The sequence below is a fragment of the Allobosea sp. genome (assembly GCF_017308015.1).
In the GTDB taxonomy this organism is placed as follows: domain Bacteria; phylum Pseudomonadota; class Alphaproteobacteria; order Rhizobiales; family Beijerinckiaceae; genus Allobosea.
The window spans coordinates 63,512-79,354 of record NZ_JAFKFW010000014.1; the positions used below are offsets into that span (position 1 = coordinate 63,512).

Sequence of the window (15,843 nt, forward strand, 5' to 3'; positions counted from 1 at the left end):
CCTGCCTCGCAGCGACCGTCAGCCATCGGCGGTCGGTGCGGTCCTAGCGCGGATCCGGCAATCTGGTCCGGCTCTGCAACTCCAAGGAGTTGGAGAAGAACTGGATTGTCTTCTGATTGAAGATCGCGTCTGTCGCGCTCTTTTCGGAGGACGTTCTCTGGCGGGGCGATGTGGCAGCGGCTTTCGCGGCCGGCCCCTTGGCAGGCACAGGTTTCAGCTCGGCGGAAAGCGCAACCGTGACCTTGTTCTTGTCGATCCGACCGGCATGAATGCCAGTAGCCGATGACTCGAACTTGGTTGTCTGCCAACGGCGTCCTGCCGCGGTCAGCATGAGGCTCGGGTGCGCGGATACCGTCAGTTCCGTCGTGAATTCTAGGATATCGATCAGGTAAGGGGAAGCATTCTTCCCCTTCGCAAGCGCGCCCGTTTGGTCCAGATCGATGAAGCTGTTGACCATCTCGGCCAAGCCGATGTCGCCCTTGATCGGGTAGATCCAATTCTGACCCGTCTCAAAACTGGCGCAATCCCCCTTGGACAGCTTGGTCAGAAGCCCCGCGAACGTGTCGTTCAGCAAGAAGGCCCGCTGGTTCTGCCGCGTGAGATCCGCTCCGGCCCCTAGCCCGGCCGACAACGATCCACCGCTCAAAGGCCTGACCAAGTCGAGGCTGGCACCGACGCCGCCGCTTTCCGTTATGTCGAAAAGAAAGTCGTAAGCGATACCGGTTCCATCGTAATGACTGAAGAACGCGCGTGTTTTCGCGTCGAGGTTTTCATACTTCAGTTGGCTGAATGAAAACCCGGTCTCATCCGCAAGCTTCTCTGCGATATCTCGCGTCTGGCGATCATCGCTTGCCCGCGCTTCGGCCACGAACCGCGCCTTGACGGCTTCGCGCGCTTCGCAGCGAATCCTCTTGGCGATGAAACGTGTCTTCTCAGCTTCATTATAGTCGGGCGTCGGATGAATGGCGCACGCGCCAAGGATTCCGGAAAACACTACGACGACGACGCGCATTTCGTATCCCCCACCCCATTCAGCAACCCTAACGTGCATCATGGTCAGTGGCTACGGCGCATTGCCTGGAGCCTTGCGATATTCACAGATTGTTACGTTAGGGAAATTCAGGGCCCGTTTCTGTAGGCGCAGGCTTCGCGAGACCGTGACCGCACATCAGCAAATCAACCGCGAGACAGGAGATTCGGCATTTCGTGCGAAAACAGGATTGCGGCAACGGACCTGCTCTTCCCGGCGGCATGGGCGCTCCTGAATATTGGGAGAAGCGCCCAGCCTGCCATTCAAGCTGGCATCTTCTTCTGAAAACCGGGTGAGCGAACCTCAGCCGCGCGGTGCGAAGGCCTTGAGCGTGGCGGCGGCCAGCGCCGACTTCAGGATCGCCCCGAGGATGAAGGGCACCGCGCCGAGCGCGATCGCCTTGGGCAGGCCGATCAGAACCGCGAGCCAGGCAACGCCGATCACCAGGCAGAGCACGTTGCCGGCGAGCATCGAAGCGAAGGCGAGGCCGACGCGGCTGCCGTTCCAGCCCTGCTGCGCCAGCCAGCCGGTCAGGGCCGCTGCGAAGGGAAAGGCCAGCAGGTAGCCGCCGGTCGGGCCGGCGAAATAGGCCGCCCCGCCGACGGCGCCGGCGAAGACGGGCAGGCCCATGGCGCCCTGCGCCAGCCAGGCGATGACGGTGACCGCACCGAGGCGCCAGCCATAGAGCGCGCCGACCAGCGTGACCGCGAAGGTCTGCATCGTCATCGGCACCGGATACATCGGCACCTTGATCTGCGAGGACAGCGCCAGCAGCAGGCTGCCGACGATCACGGCGCCGGCCTGCCAGGCGAGCGAGCGGCTTTCCAGCCGCAGCGGGCTGAACGGACGGCTGAGGGCAAGATCGGTCATGGTCACTCCTGGGTCGCGATCAAAATTATCTATAATTTTGATCTTTGATCTATGAGAAAGTCCATATCTCGGAAGAAAAGGCAAGCGCGCCCCTCGTGCATAATCTCCCATGCCGGGGAAGGAAGACACTCAACCGACGATGGCGAAGGCTCCGCGCGTCGCACCCGAGGCGGTGCGAACCGGGCGTTCGCCGATCCATTGGGCATGCCGCGCCAGCGTCGCCACTGCGGTTTCCAGATCGCCGTTGCGCAACGCGTTGAGGATCGAACGGTGGTCATGGTCGGTGCGGGCTTCCCATTCCGAGCGCCAGGCCGAGAACAGGAAGCGCGCGCTCGCCGCATGGAGATCGTCGATCGTCGCCAGCAGGCGCTTCATGCCGCAAGGCGCGACCAGCGTCCGATGAAAGCGGCGATTCGCCTCCTCCCAGGCGCGAACATCGGTGGCGGCGTCGCAATCGCGCCGGGCCTGCTCGGCCTTGTCGAGGATGGCCGCGGTGAGATGCGGCGCGGCATGGCGCAGGGCCAGCACCTCCAGCGCCGCGCGCATCGCCGCGACCTCCTTCACCTCCGACAGATCGAAAGAGGCGACGCGAACGCCGCGGCGCGGCTCGCTGATCGCCAGTCCCTGCGCCTCCAGCCGCCTGAAGGCCTCGCGCACCGGGACATGGCTGGTCTCGAATTCCTCGGCGATATGGTCCTGCCGCAACCGCGTGCCGGGCTCGATCGTTCCAGCGATGATCCGCTCCGCCAGGGCCCTGGCGATGCGGACGGCGATGGTGTCTTCGGCAGGCTTCGTCATGATTTATAGATAATTCGATCGCGCCGTGGAGTCGATTGCGATCGGCCGGATCATCCCCACATCAAGGCCTCGCCGCTGCTGACGCTTTCTGTCAGGAAGACGGCAGCAGCCCGGACGGCTGCGTGCTATTCATGCCGGGCAGATCGCCGCGAGGCTGGAAAGGCCCGGCATTTGCCCTATCTCTAGGCCTTCTCCGATACGGACGCCCCGATGGCCCGCAAGACCGAATCCGCCGCTGCCCAAGCCGCTGCGCTGGAAGACATGTTCGACCGCAACCGCGCGGCCGACCCGAACAGCCGCGCCATCACCGTGCGCGGCGCGCGCGAGCACAATCTCAAGAATGTCGATCTCGCCATTCCGCGCGACAAGCTCGTGGTCTTCACCGGCCTATCCGGCTCGGGCAAGTCCTCGCTCGCCTTCGACACGATCTATGCGGAAGGGCAGCGCCGCTATGTCGAGTCGCTCTCGGCCTATGCCCGCCAGTTCCTCGAGATGATGCAGAAGCCCGATGTCGACCAGATCGACGGGCTCTCGCCGGCCATCTCGATCGAGCAGAAGACGACCTCGAAGAACCCGCGCTCGACGGTCGGCACCGTCACCGAGATCCACGACTACATGCGCCTGCTCTGGGCGCGCGCCGGCATCCCCTATTCGCCCGCGACCGGGCTGCCGATCGAGAGCCAGACGGTGCAGCAGATGGTCGACCGCATGGTCGAATTGCCCGAGAAGACGCGCGGCTACCTGCTCGCGCCGGTGGTGCGCGGCCGCAAGGGCGAATTCAGGAAGGAGATGGCCGACTGGCTGAAGCGCGGCTTCCAGCGCGTCAAGGTCAATGGCGAGTTCTACGAGATCCCGGACGCTCCGGCGCTCGACAAGAAGTTCAAGCACGACATCGACGTGGTCGTGGATCGGATCGTGATCCGGCCCGATCTCGGCGCGCGCCTCGCCGACTCGCTGGAGCAGGCGCTGGAACTGACCGACGGCATCGCCGTCTTCGAATATGCCGACGAGAAGGAGGAGAACGGCGAGGCCCGCCGCGTCACCTTCTCCTCGAAATTCGCCTGCCCGGTTTCCGGCTTCACCATTCCCGAGATCGAGCCCCGGCTGTTCTCGTTCAACAACCCGTTCGGCGCCTGCCCGGTCTGCGACGGCCTCGGCCACGAGATGCGGATCGATCCGGACATGATCGTGCCGGATCACTCACTCACCTTGAAGAAGGGCGCGATCGCGCCCTGGGCCAAGTCGACCTCGCCCTATTATGGCCAGACGCTGGAAGCGCTCGCCAAGCATTTCGGCTTCTCGATGACCAAGCCCTGGTCGGAACTGCCGGAGAGCGCGCAGAAGGCGATCCTGTTCGGCACCGGCACCGAGCCCGTTCGCATGGCCTATAATGACGGCCTGCGCTCTTACGAGGTGAAGAAGCCCTTCGAGGGCGTCATCACCAATATGGAGCGGCGCTGGAAGGAGACGGAATCGGACTGGGCGCGCGAGGAGATCGGCCGCTTCATGTCCGAGACGCCCTGCGCCGCCTGCAACGGCTATCGCCTCAAACCCGAGGCGCTGGCGGTGAAGATCGACGTGCGCCATATCGGCGAGGTCTCGAAGCTCTCGGTCAAGGACGCGCTGGACTGGGTCACCGCCCTGCCCGCGCGCCTGTCGAAGAAGCAGAACGAGATCGCCCCGCGCATCCTCAAGGAAATCCGCGACCGCCTGACCTTCCTGCTCGATGTCGGGCTGGAATACCTGACGCTCGCCCGCGCCTCCGGCACGCTCTCGGGCGGCGAGAGCCAGCGCATCCGCCTCGCGAGCCAGATCGGCTCGGGCCTGACCGGCGTGCTTTATGTGCTGGACGAGCCCTCGATCGGCCTGCACCAGCGCGACAACGAGCGCCTGCTCGGCACGCTGCGCCGGCTACGCGACCTCGGCAACACCGTCATCGTGGTCGAGCATGACGAGGACGCGATCCTGACGGCCGACTATGTCGTCGATGTCGGCCCCGGCGCCGGTATCCATGGCGGCGAGATCGTCGCCAAAGGCACGCCGCAGGACATTCTCGACGATCCCAATTCGCTCACCGGCAAATACCTCACCGGCGAGATGTCGGTCGCGGTGCCGGCCAAGCGCCGCAAGGCGCAGAAGGGCCGCAGCCTCAAGATCGTCGGCGCGCGCGGCAACAACCTGCGCAATGTCGATGTCGAGATTCCGCTCGGGATGTTCACCTGCATCACCGGCGTCTCCGGCGGCGGCAAGTCGACGCTGGTGATCGACACGCTCTACAAGGCGGTGGCGCGCAAGCTGAACGGCTCGATCGACCACCCGGCCCCGCATGACCGCATCGAGGGCATCGAGCATCTCGACAAGGTCATCGACATCGACCAGTCGCCGATCGGCCGCACGCCGCGCTCGAACCCGGCGACCTATACCGGCGCCTTCACGCCGATCCGCGAATGGTTCGCCGGCCTGCCGGAGGCGAAGGCCCGCGGCTATCAGGCCGGGCGCTTCTCGTTCAACGTCAAGGGCGGCCGCTGCGAGGCCTGCCAGGGCGACGGCCTCATCAAGATCGAGATGCACTTCCTGCCGGATGTCTACGTCACCTGCGACGTCTGCAAGGGCAAGCGCTACGACCGCGAAACCCTCGAAGTGAAATACCGCGACAAATCGATCGCCGACGTGCTCGACATGTCGGTCGAGGAGGCGAAGGGCCTGTTCAAGGCGGTGCCCTCGATCCGCGACAAGATGGAGACGCTGGCGCGCGTCGGGCTCGACTATGTCAAGGTCGGCCAGCAGGCGACGACGCTCTCGGGCGGCGAGGCGCAGCGCGTCAAGCTCTCCAAGGAACTGTCGAAGCGCGCCACCGGCCGCACGCTCTACATCCTCGACGAGCCGACGACCGGCCTGCATTTCCACGACGTCGCCAAGCTCATGGAGGTGCTGCACGAGCTGGTCGACCAGGGCAATTCGGTGGTGGTGATCGAGCACAATCTCGAGGTGGTGAAGACCGCCGACTGGGTGATCGACATGGGCCCCGAAGGCGGCGACGGCGGCGGCCAGGTGGTCGCCGAAGGCACGCCGGAGGACATCGTCCGCATCGGCAAGGGCCACACCGCGCGCTTCCTCAAGGAAGTGCTCGACCGTCGGCCGATCAGGAAGGGCAAGGTGCAGCGGCAGGCGGCGGAGTAGGCAGTCAAAGGCGTCATGGCTCGGCGTCGAATAGCGGCCCGAACGCAAGTGTTCAGGATGCGCGCGACGACATGACGGGTCGCCAAGCGTCTAAAATGACAACCGCCGGAAACTTATATCCTCTTCATATGGATACGCAGTTCTATCTCGGTCAAGCAAGGTAGGACTGCATCTAAATAAAGAGGCGCTGGAGATCCTTTTGGGAAGAAATTGAACTCAGCGTGATTTCCAATAGAATCAATGCGACGAAAGTAGATCGGCTGCTCTATATCTACTTCGATGTTAGTTACTAATCCAAAATGAAGAACCGTCGGGTCGTCTAGCGTGACAGCGTGAAGCAAGGCGCCGATCGTCAAAATTTCTACATACCTGACAAAGAGAGGCAACCACCCATCCCTTTCATACTCTGATGGACGGCTCTTTAGCTTCGGTCGTCCATCCGCATTGAACGGCGAATATTTTTTGGAAGCGTCTGTGCAAGGATGTTTTGTCCAAGGCGGACCAAAGGTGTCAAAATAAGCTCCGCCACCGTTTCTCATCGCGACGAAGAAGACGGGCGCCCGGCAGGTAGGGCAAGTCGCATTCGGACCGGAGGTTCTCCTTCGAGCAATCGATGGCTTCCAGGGCCTCCATTTGGGCAAATGACTGGAAACGAGCCTCCCTCCCTTGAACGCACAAGGGCAGTTGGCTGGGTGATTGTAGCCATTGCATGCCACGACCGTTTCCCTCGTTCCAAGTCAGGCGAGATGCTTTGAAGCCCCGCTGAGATGCAATGAGCCGCAGAATATAGTCCCAAGCACGACGCACCCAAACATAGAGCACTCAATTCATCGCCGAGGGAGTACTCATGAAGAACGCTCGCGGAATAGCTCATCAAACATTCGATCCGCTCCCCAAGCTTGAGCCGCCGTAAAAGCCAAGCGTCGCTTTTCATCGCTCGACAGCGGCGCTCCATCAGGCTTGTAGCCTAGGTCGTGATTAGCCTCTGACCATGCATGTTGAAAAAGAGTTTTAATCTGAAGTTCAAAAAACTCCGGAACATCAGACTTGACCATATCGCCTTCGATTACATCGGGCGGCAAAATTAAAATATAATGCTTTCCGACGTATCCAAATTCAGCATCCGACTCGGGAATCAAGTCCCTAGATTCGATTGGTCTATAATACCGTTCTATCTCACTTTTTACTTTCTCAACATCAGTTAGATAGAATGTTATGATTCGTGCTCCAATTTGATCCTGAATTTGGTTGAGAGGGTCATCGTATTTCGCCTTTGCCCCATACGATTTCTCGCTTTTTGAGACGAATCGCTCGATCGACTTAGCACGAGCGGAAATTCGATCCACTCGAACTATGCTTTTTAGATGATCTTCAAGATGACGCTCAAGATTACCGGCGATCCGCTGAAGGGTTCGGTTAAATCGGCCCGCATATTCTTCTCTTACATTCATCTAAGTGACTTGCCGATCTTGTCGTCAATGACCTTCCCTTCGGTCGTATAGCGAATTGTCTGACCTCTTTTATCCGTGGCTTCCGATTTGAAAACTGAGTCGAATTCTGAAAGTTCCGCGGTTAGGATTCCGCCATTGTCTAACTCAATGCTTCGATAAGCTACTTGCCTACCGAACTCTTCGGCATCAAATTGGAATTTCTCGTCTAACAGATGCGGCTGAATCTCAGCAAAAATTGCGTCCTGCGCGCCCTTCGACAAGCCAAGTCGAGCAGCAAACTCACGAACACTGGTACTCTGACCACGCTGCCCTTTTGCCAACGTCACCGCAGCCGCAATTTCAGTCTTGAGATCGACATTCTGCACCTTGCGAGCTGCAACCCGACAAGCCGCCGCTAACCGACGTGTACCTGCGGCACCCGTTGTACGAAAATCTGAATCTAGAAAGTCTCGTATCCAATATCCCGAGACGTCTACGTCCGGCTCATTCATTTGCTTGTCGATAGCAAAACCTTGCCAAAATCCACTCGTAATAGAGGAGTTCCGGTAGAGGACAGCTTTGTACGCGCGCGCGCTTTTCATGAAGATGCGCTCAAGAAATTCGACGTTAAGCTTTCCCTCGTTCTGCTCCGCCAGAATCCCACTATCGGCCGGGAACCGAGAGATAATGACTTTGTGGTCATTGCCCTCCTTCCCAGCAATAAGAAACAGGAGCCCCATTCGCGGCCGCTTATCGGTGTGCGCCGCAAGCCTTTCAGCAATGCGCCTTCCCACATCTAACGTTGGGTTCTGGACATACTCTGTCAGCAGATCACGGCATGGATTCTTTTGAGCCCCAGAGGCATCCCTGTTGAACGAGATTGCAATGTCGCACTCACGTTCGGAGCGGTCGTAGACCGCTTCCAGCAGCTTAAACATCTTGCCCGAGAGGTTCAGTGAAGAGCCACCTATCGGCTCTGGAGCACTCACGTTTTTGGCCGGCGCAACTAGAAACGTGTGAATATGATGGATCGGCAATTCAACGTGCCCCCCGGCTAGCATTCGGCAGATCGAATGCACCAACAACCCTAATTCTGTTAGAACTGCCCGTTCAAGTTGAATCTCCTACGGACGCTTGTTGGCTTCGGGCCACGGAATGGCTGCACCAAACTTATCCCCGCCCCTCATCACCCGCCCTATCCTGCCGTCGCCCATCACCCAAACGGGGCGGCCGTCCGGAGGTATGCTGGAGGTTGGGTGAGGGTCGGCGCCTGCGGGCGGGGGTTACGCCCTGCTCCCGGGAGGCTTCGGGGCACCGCCCTGGGGACACTACGGTCCCTGTGCGAGGAGCTCGCTGGGAACGGCCGGTCGGTCGCCCGGCATGACGGCAACGGCGCGACGAGGCGAAGAGCCGAACTGGCGCCCGAACCCCGCATGCCCGGCATCGCAAGCCCGATAAGCGCGGCCCGGAGCCCAAAATCGCCGGAGGCGGAGCGCCACGGGGCGTGCGACGGGAGGCTCAATCCCGCCGCGCCGCGGCCTGGCTCAACGGTTGCGGATATCCCTCGCGCCTCGCGGCGCTCCGCCAGCCCCGCTCGACCCCGCCGCGCATCCGCGCGGGCGGATGATCCTGCGTGCCTGCCCCCAGGAAGACCGTCATGCCGAGACGCCAGAACACCCCCGCCGAGATTCCGCCGATCACCGATTTCGAGAGCTGCCAGAGGGCGCGATCCGCCCTGTTTCGCCGGCTGACCGACCAGCTCGAAATCTTTCGCGTCTGCCCGAACAAGACCTGCAAGCGGATGCGCGCCTGCCAGGATGAACGCGGCGCCTGCTTCCACGCCGTCTTGCAGGCCATGCCGGACGATACCCGCAGATCCTTCGCCTATGCGATGCAGAACCGCGCCAGCGGGCTCGACCCCGACGAGGCGTTCGCACAGGCCGAGGCCCGCGTCGCCAAGGAGAACGCGCGGCACGGCGAATGACGGGCTGGCGCCCTTACGGAGCCACGCGCGGGAACCCCTCTCCTGTAAGGAGAGGGGTAGGGGTGAGGTGTAGGCCCTAAGACCAGTCGAGCGCGAGCAGCAACGGTGAGGTCGTGGCCAAGGCGTCCAACGGCCTACACCTCACCCTGCCCTCTCCTTACAGGAGAGGGTTCTCCGGTCGCGCTTCCCGCGTTAAATCGGTCACTGCCCCCTCAGAACCGGTCGATGATCGTCACGCCCGTGCCCTCGAAGCGGTCCATCGCCATCAGGGCGGGAATCGATTCGGCAAGATCGATGCGGCGGCCGACGAGCTGCTGGGGGTTAAGCTTGCCGGCGCTGATCATGTCGAGCATCGCGCCATAGCGATGCGCCTGCATGCCGTGGCTGCCGAGGATTTCGAGCTCGTGGGCGATGACCTGCGCCATCGGGATCGGCGGCGTCGCCTGCTCCGCCAGCAGAAGCCCGACCTGGATATGCTTGCCGCGCTTGCGCAGGTTCGCCACCGAGTTGAAGCAGGTCTGGGGGTGGCCGAGTGCATCGAGCGAGACATGGGCGCCGCCGCCGGTCACATCGCGCACGGCGGCGACGACATCGGCTTCCGTCTTGGCGTTGATCGTCACCGCGGCGCCGACCTCGCGGGCGAGCTTGAGCTTGTCGTCTGAGATGTCGACGGCGACGACATTCGCGCCGAGCGCGTTGGCGATCATGATCGCGGAGAGGCCGACGCCGCCGCAGCCATGAACGGCGACCCATTGCCCGCCCGTGACCTTGCCCTGGTCGACCACGGCGCGGAACGAGGTCACGAAGCGGCAGCCGAGGCTGGCGGCCGTGGCGAAATCGATCTCCTCGGGCAGGCGCACGAGGTTGAAATCGGCCCGGTCGATCCGGACATATTCCGCGAACGAACCCCAATGGGTGAAGCCGGGCTGGAACTGGTCGTCGCAGACCTGCTGGTTGCCGGAATGGCATTGCGGGCAGGAGCCGCAGCCCGAGACGAAGGGCACGGTGACGCGGTCGCCCTCGCGGAAGCGCACGACGCTGCGGCCGACCGCGGCGATGACGCCGGCCAGCTCATGGCCCGGCACATGCGGCAGGCGGATGTCGGGATCGTGGCCGACCCAGCCATGCCAGTCGCTGCGGCACAGGCCGGTCGCCTCGACCTTGATGATGACGCTATGCGGCTCCGGGGTCGGGTCCGGCAGGATGCGCAGTTCGGGGGCCTGCCCGAAGGCTTCGTAGACGACGGCTTTCACGGGGCGGGCCTCCTTCGGTCGAGGCCCGTGTCATGGGCCAGCGCTGCGGGAAGCGTCAACCGCGCGGCGTGACAGGAGCCCCTGCCCTGTGCTCATGCGAACTGGACATTGATCTCGCTGCCGGCCTTGCGGGCAATCTCGCAGGTCCGAGAGAAGCCGTCCGCCGCGATGGCGAGCTTGAAGCGCTCGGGCACGCCAGCGGTGCTCAGCACGGCGAGGCTGGCGCCCTCCTCCGAGAGCCGCTTCACCGTGCAGTCGATCGCCGAGCGGCCGCTGTTGAAGACGATCTGCCCGGCCTTGAGCACGCGCCGTCCGACGCTGGCGATATCGGTCGCCGGCGCGGCGACGCAGCGGTTCCGCCCTTCGCTCTTGGCGCGGTACAGCGCGGCATCGGCCAGCGCGAGCAGGGAATCGAGATCGTTGGCGGCCGGCGTGACGGTCGCGATGCCGAAGCTCGCGGTGACTCTGAACGGGCCGTCGCTGCCGTCGAAGCTTTCGGCCGCGATGCCGGCGCGGAGTTTCTCGGCGACGCCGAGCGCGGCCGCTCGGTCGGTATAGGGCAGCAGCACGGCGAATTCCTCGCCGCCAACGCGGCCGATCAGGTCGGTCTGGCGCAACAAGCGCCGGCAGGCGGCAACGGCGCCGAAGAGCACGGTGTCGCCCGCGGCATGGCCATGGCTGTCGTTGACGGATTTGAAGTGATCGAGGTCGAGCGCGATGCAGCTCACCTCATGGCGATGGCGCTGGGCCAAGGCCAGAAGGCGTGCCCCCTCGTCGCGGAAGGCGCGGCGCGAGAGCGCGCCGGTCAAGCCGTCGGTGGTGGCGAGGAGGCGAAGCTCGAGCGTCTCCATCACCACGCTGGCGAGATCGGAGAGGATCGCGATCTCCTCGGCGCTGATCGCGCGCGGCTCAGGCCCCATCGCGCAGAGCGTGCCGATATTCTGCCCCTCGGCGCTGCGCAGCGGGATGCCCGCATAGAAGCGCAGGAAGGGCGGGCCGAGCACCAGCGGGTTGTCGGCGAAGCGGCCGTCCCGATGCGTGTCGGTCACGATCAGCGGATCACTCTGGCGGATGGTGAGGTTGCAGAAGGCCGGGCCGCGGTCGCCCTCGCAATCGGCGACGCCCTGGCGCGACTTGAACCATTGCCGGTGTGCGTCGAGAAAGGTCACCGTCGCCATCGGCACCGCGAAGATGCGGCAGACGAGGCTGGTGATGCGGTCGAAGACGCTTTCGTCCGGCGTGTCGAGGATGTCGTAGCGCGCGAGAGCGTCGAGGCGCGCCTGTTCGCTCGCAGCGGAAAGGGCTGTCATTCCTGGCGCTCCCGGATCTGGCATTCGGATGCGAGGATCGAGTTCATCGCGCCGAGTATGAAGGAGACGTAAATGCCCGGGGATCGTCGATGGGAAGGCGGTCAGGCCGCCTTAAGATTCCGAACCTATGCTGTCGCGAGCCCGTGTCTGTCCTTGCCGGGCCGATTGCGGACGACCGTGTCAGGTTCATGAGCGAGAGCGGCTCGACGATCAGCGACGACCACCGATCCGCAGCGGCCTTCCGCGCGGAAGGCGCCGGCCATGCGGGCTCGCTCGGCAGCATCCTCTCCGGGTGCGGGCTGTTCGTCCTGATGCTGTCGCTGCAGCCCTTTGCCGGTGTCCCGCAGCAGACGGCTCCGGGCGAATCGACCGGCAACATCGTGAACCAGGTCGGCTGGTTCGGTCTCGGCCTCGTCTTCCTCGTGGCGATGCTGGGCCTGGCTCAACGCGATGTGCTGGCGCGGCTGGGCTTCGGCCGCTGGGCCGTCATCTTCGGCATCGCCGCAATCTCGATCGCACAATCGCTCGACCCGACGGCTTCGTGGCGCGGCCTGCTTCTCACCGCGATCGTGATGATCGTCGTTGCCGGCGTGCTCGTCCTGCCGCGCGACGAGCACGGCTTCGCCACTGCGGCGGTCAATGCCTGCCTCGCGCTGCTGCTGCTGGTCTACGCCATGCTGGTGCTGGCGCCGCATCTGGTCGTCCACGGCGCGGAAGGCGCCGAAGGCGTCCATGCCGGCGACTGGCTTGGGCATCTCGCGCACAAGAACTTCGCTGCCCCGGTCTTCTCGATCGTGGCGATGATCGGGATCTATGGCTGGCGCAGCGGCCTGCGCTGGCGCGGCGGGCTGGTCATCGCCCTCGGCGTCCTCTTCGTGCTCAACAGCGGCTCGAAGACCACGATGGGCTTCCTGCCGCTCGCGATCGGCGTGGTCACGCTGGCGCGCATCACCGGGCGGCCAGGGCTCGCGGTTCTGGCTCATGTCGTGCTCGTCGCGCTGATCGCGGCGCTGACCGTCGGCTCGGTGATGTCGCCTGAGCTCAACGCCATGCTCAAGGCGGTGATCGCGGACCCGACCTTCACCGGACGCGACGAGATCTGGAAATTCGCCCTGCAGCGCATCTCCGAGCGGCCGTGGTTCGGCTATGGCTATGCCAGCTTCTGGCAGACGCCGGCCGTCACCGGCTTCGAGGAGAACTACGAGGCGAGCTGGGATATCCGCGGGATCGGCTCCGGCCATAACAGCTATCTCGACGCCGCGCTGACCTTCGGCGTCCCCGGTGCCGTGCTGGCGATCTGGCTGCTGATGGGCCAGCCGCTCTTCGACTACATCCGCAGCCGGCGGATTCCGGAGAACCGCAATCTCGTCGACCTCTTCGCCATGATCCTGATCCTGATGACCTATGTCGGGATGCTCGAGACCTTCCCGCTCAACCGTGCCGATCCGCTCTGGGTGCTGTTCGCCATGGCGGTGTTGGGGCTCAGCCTCGCCGCACGGATGCGGACGAAGGCCCCCTGACGACCAGGGCTCATTCGGCAGGCGCGAGCGCCCCCGCCTTGCCCTTGCGCCATTGCTTCTGGCCCAGCACGTAGGGCTTCACCGCAAGGAACGGCTTCTCGATCCAGATCCAGGACAACAACGCAAAGAGGATGACGAGCGGCGCCGAGACGGCGAAGAGCAGCGGCCCGTTGCCATGAACGAAATCGGCCTGGCCGACGATCGCCTGCTGGATCGGGAAGCCGTAGAGATAGATGCCATAGGAGACATCGAGCTTCCGGATCCGCGCCGGCAGATGCAACGGCAGCAGGCCGACATAGACCACGCAATAGGTCAGGAAAGGCGGCACGAAGAAGGCGTATTCGCGTGGCGCGGCCATCAGGGCGACCGAGGCCAGGAGCGCGGCGATAAAGAGCAGCCAATGCATCTTCACGTGCTCGCGCCACTGGAAATACAGGCAGCCGACGAGGAAATAGAAGACCACGACTGTCCAGTGATAGTTGCCGCTGGTGACGCCGAAGCCCATGTTGAACGCAGCCACGGTGGCGCCGAGGGTCACCGTCAGCGTCAGAGCGGCGAAGAGCCGCCGCCGATGCAGGACGCCGACCGCGATCATGATCGCCATCAGGATGTAGCAGTAGAATTCCGGCTTCAGCGTCCAGAGGTTCTGATTGACTACGCCCGCGACGGGATTGCTCTCGAAAACGCCCGGCAGTTCGAAGCGGATGCGGCCGACGATATTGCCGAAATATTCCCAGAAGCGGATATCAGCGACATAGTCGCGCAGCAGCCAGGTCGTCAGCAGCGGACCGAGAACCAGCGCCGACAGGGTGATCTCGACGAAGAGCGCCGGCACGATGCGGATGGCGCGCAGGGTGATGAAAGGCCGCACCGCGTCGGTCCGCAGGGCGCTGCCGGTGACCAGGAATCCGCTCAGCGCGAAGAAGGCCGGTACCAGGCTCATCAGGAAAATGCCGTGCAACCCTTCCCAGTCGCGGCTCGTGTCGGCGCCTGCGACCCAGCCGGAATGCACCGCCAGAATGGTCAGCGACAGGATCAGCCGCAGCGCATTGAAGCCGGGGCCTTCTCCGCCGTTCCGGTTCAGGATATCGGCAGCGCTTGGAAGGGAACGGTAGTGCCGGATCATGCTTCACCTGGATGCGCGACCGCATCATACTCAGGCGACGATATGGACCGGTGGCCGAGCCGCTTTCAATAAATGCCGGCAGTTAATCTTAACCCGAGGCTGACCGGATGTTCGAAAGGGCCATCGCAATCGGCCCGGCTTCTGACGAGCGAGACACCTATGAGCGCACCACCGATTTCCCTTGGCCTCATCGGCGCCGGCATCATGGGCGAGCGCATGCTGCGCGCTGCGCTCGACCAGCCCGCGACGGCGCTTCATGTCTCCGGCATCTGGGATCCGTCCACTGATGCGATGGCCCGGATCGGCGCTGCACTGCCCTCGGTGGCGCATCAACCGGATGCTGCCACTCTGATCGCGGCGAGCGACTGCGTCTATATCGCTTCGCCGCCCTCCTCCCATCTCGGCCATGCGCGCGCGGCGCTCGCTGCCGGCAAGGCCGTGTTCTGCGAGAAGCCGCTGGCGGTCGATGTCGAGGATGCCCGCGCTTTCGTCGCCGAGGCCGGCGATCGCGGCGCGGTGAACTTTCCCTTCGCCTCTTCGCCCGCCGTCGCGCGCTTACAGGAATGGATTGCGTCCGGGGCGGTGGGCACGCCGCAACGCGTCACGATCGAGGTCGCCTTCGCGAACTGGCCGCGCTCCTGGCAGGTCGATGCGGCCGGCTGGCTCGACCGCACGGCGCAGGGCGGCTTCACCCGCGAGGTCGTCTCCCATTTCCTGTTCCTGACCCGCCGCGTTGCCGGTTCTTTCGCTGGCCTTTCGGCGAGGGCTGTCTATCCCGAAGCCGGCAAGAGCGAGCGCCGGATCGAGGCGACGCTGACCGCAGGCAGCCTGCCCGTCAGCGTGGCTGGCAGCGTCGGCACCACGGCAAAGGATGACCATAACGTCTGGACGCTGGAAGGCGACAAAGGCGCGGTCCGGCTCTGCGACTGGTCGCGCGCCGAACGTCGCCTGCCCGATGGAAGCTGGGAGGCCGATCCGGAAGCGCTCTCCCAGAACGAGGCGCGCCCTCTGGCGCTGCGGCGCCAGCTAGAAGGTGTGACGAAGCTCACCCGCGGCGAACCGCATCATCTCGCGACGCTGCGCGAAGCGTTCGATGTGCAGGACATCGTCGAGACGATTCTGAAAAGCGCCTGAGGCGCAGTTCGGTCCGGGCAGCTCTCCTCAATCGACGCGGAAGCTGCCCGGATGGCACAAATTTGCGGCATATCGCCCGAAAAACCGCTCCCTGAGATAATTTCACTCTGCTGCCGAGATAATTCAAAAAAACCGACTACCTGATGTGAATTGAGCCACACCCCGCCCATCGCGTAAAACCTCTGTTCGAAAGACCGAACGGGGATGG

12 protein-coding genes are annotated in these 15,843 nt (G+C 63.5%); 4 read left to right on the forward strand and 8 right to left on the reverse strand.

Annotation, left to right across the window (positions count from 1 at the left end; translation table 11 throughout):
* Positions 1-43: 43 nt before the first annotated feature.
* The 3 genes from J0I42_RS13190 to J0I42_RS13200 form a co-directional block, all read right to left on the reverse strand.
* Positions 44-1,012: a hypothetical protein gene (locus J0I42_RS13190; RefSeq protein WP_291655357.1), complete on the reverse strand. Its 969-nt coding sequence runs from the start codon at positions 1,010-1,012 to the stop codon at positions 44-46.
* Positions 1,013-1,333: 321 nt separating this feature from the next.
* Positions 1,334-1,900 carry a biotin transporter BioY gene (locus J0I42_RS13195; RefSeq protein WP_291655359.1) on the reverse strand — a complete coding sequence of 189 codons (567 nt, stop codon included), beginning with the start codon at positions 1,898-1,900 and terminating at the stop codon, positions 1,334-1,336.
* 129 nt (positions 1,901-2,029) lie between these two features.
* Entirely contained in the window at positions 2,030-2,698 is a 669-nt protein-coding gene (locus J0I42_RS13200; RefSeq protein WP_291655360.1) for a GntR family transcriptional regulator, read from the reverse strand.
* Between the two features lie 210 nt (positions 2,699-2,908).
* On the opposite strand from J0I42_RS13200, the gene uvrA reads away from it, so the two are divergent.
* On the forward strand, positions 2,909-5,878 hold the full coding sequence (uvrA, locus tag J0I42_RS13205) for an excinuclease ABC subunit UvrA (RefSeq protein WP_465247679.1): 2,970 nt from the start codon (positions 2,909-2,911) through the stop codon (positions 5,876-5,878).
* A gap of 845 nt (positions 5,879-6,723) precedes the next feature.
* Here the strand turns inward: uvrA and J0I42_RS13210 are convergent.
* Both J0I42_RS13210 and J0I42_RS13215 read right to left on the reverse strand, forming a co-directional pair.
* A complete protein-coding gene (locus J0I42_RS13210; RefSeq protein ID WP_291655361.1) occupies positions 6,724-7,329 on the reverse strand; it encodes a GTP pyrophosphokinase in 606 nt (201 codons plus the stop codon).
* Positions 7,326-8,345 (reverse strand): hypothetical protein, encoded by a 1,020-nt coding sequence (locus tag J0I42_RS13215; RefSeq protein ID WP_291655362.1) that lies wholly within the window; start codon positions 8,343-8,345, stop codon positions 7,326-7,328. The genes J0I42_RS13210 and J0I42_RS13215 overlap by 4 nt, the downstream gene beginning before the upstream one ends.
* Before the next feature lie 620 nt (positions 8,346-8,965).
* On the opposite strand from J0I42_RS13215, the gene J0I42_RS13220 reads away from it, so the two are divergent.
* Complete coding sequence (locus J0I42_RS13220; RefSeq protein ID WP_291655364.1) at positions 8,966-9,292, forward strand: hypothetical protein; 327 nt, start codon at positions 8,966-8,968, stop codon at positions 9,290-9,292.
* Between the two features lie 212 nt (positions 9,293-9,504).
* On the opposite strand, the gene J0I42_RS13225 is transcribed toward J0I42_RS13220, so the two are convergent.
* On the reverse strand, positions 9,505-10,545 hold the full coding sequence (locus J0I42_RS13225) for a zinc-dependent alcohol dehydrogenase family protein (RefSeq protein ID WP_291655365.1): 1,041 nt from the start codon (positions 10,543-10,545) through the stop codon (positions 9,505-9,507).
* A gap of 92 nt (positions 10,546-10,637) precedes the next feature.
* Complete coding sequence (locus tag J0I42_RS13230; RefSeq protein ID WP_291655367.1) at positions 10,638-11,855, reverse strand: sensor domain-containing diguanylate cyclase; 1,218 nt, start codon at positions 11,853-11,855, stop codon at positions 10,638-10,640.
* 188 nt (positions 11,856-12,043) lie between these two features.
* Here J0I42_RS13230 and J0I42_RS13235 point away from each other — a divergent pair, with 188 nt between their 5' ends.
* The gene (locus tag J0I42_RS13235) at positions 12,044-13,375 is read left to right on the forward strand and encodes an O-antigen ligase family protein (protein ID WP_291655369.1); all 1,332 of its coding nucleotides are present in this window, start codon (positions 12,044-12,046) and stop codon (positions 13,373-13,375) included.
* A gap of 10 nt (positions 13,376-13,385) precedes the next feature.
* Here J0I42_RS13235 and J0I42_RS13240 read toward each other — a convergent pair whose 3' ends face one another.
* Positions 13,386-14,501 (reverse strand): acyltransferase family protein, encoded by a 1,116-nt coding sequence (locus J0I42_RS13240; RefSeq protein WP_291655370.1) that lies wholly within the window; start codon positions 14,499-14,501, stop codon positions 13,386-13,388.
* Between the two features lie 159 nt (positions 14,502-14,660).
* Between J0I42_RS13240 and J0I42_RS13245 the strand changes: the two genes are divergently transcribed.
* The gene (locus J0I42_RS13245) at positions 14,661-15,635 is read left to right on the forward strand and encodes a Gfo/Idh/MocA family protein (RefSeq protein WP_291655372.1); all 975 of its coding nucleotides are present in this window, start codon (positions 14,661-14,663) and stop codon (positions 15,633-15,635) included.
* Positions 15,636-15,843 lie beyond the last annotated feature (208 nt).

What these genes read in the sequence shown, in the direction of transcription:
- J0I42_RS13190 (WP_291655357.1), bottom strand. Translation starts at nt 1,012, where the DNA reads ATGCGCGTCGTCGTCGTAGTGTTTTCCGGAATCCTTGGCGCGTGCGCC.
- J0I42_RS13195 (WP_291655359.1), bottom strand. Translation starts at nt 1,900, where the DNA reads ATGACCGATCTTGCCCTCAGCCGTCCGTTCAGCCCGCTGCGGCTGGAA.
- J0I42_RS13200 (WP_291655360.1), bottom strand. Translation starts at nt 2,698, where the DNA reads ATGACGAAGCCTGCCGAAGACACCATCGCCGTCCGCATCGCCAGGGCC.
- uvrA (WP_465247679.1), top strand. Translation starts at nt 2,909, where the DNA reads ATGGCCCGCAAGACCGAATCCGCCGCTGCCCAAGCCGCTGCGCTGGAA.
- J0I42_RS13210 (WP_291655361.1), bottom strand. Translation starts at nt 7,329, where the DNA reads ATGAATGTAAGAGAAGAATATGCGGGCCGATTTAACCGAACCCTTCAG.
- J0I42_RS13220 (WP_291655364.1), top strand. Translation starts at nt 8,966, where the DNA reads ATGCCGAGACGCCAGAACACCCCCGCCGAGATTCCGCCGATCACCGAT.
- J0I42_RS13230 (WP_291655367.1), bottom strand. Translation starts at nt 11,855, where the DNA reads ATGACAGCCCTTTCCGCTGCGAGCGAACAGGCGCGCCTCGACGCTCTC.
- J0I42_RS13235 (WP_291655369.1), top strand. Translation starts at nt 12,044, where the DNA reads ATGAGCGAGAGCGGCTCGACGATCAGCGACGACCACCGATCCGCAGCG.
- J0I42_RS13240 (WP_291655370.1), bottom strand. Translation starts at nt 14,501, where the DNA reads ATGATCCGGCACTACCGTTCCCTTCCAAGCGCTGCCGATATCCTGAAC.
- J0I42_RS13245 (WP_291655372.1), top strand. Translation starts at nt 14,661, where the DNA reads ATGAGCGCACCACCGATTTCCCTTGGCCTCATCGGCGCCGGCATCATG.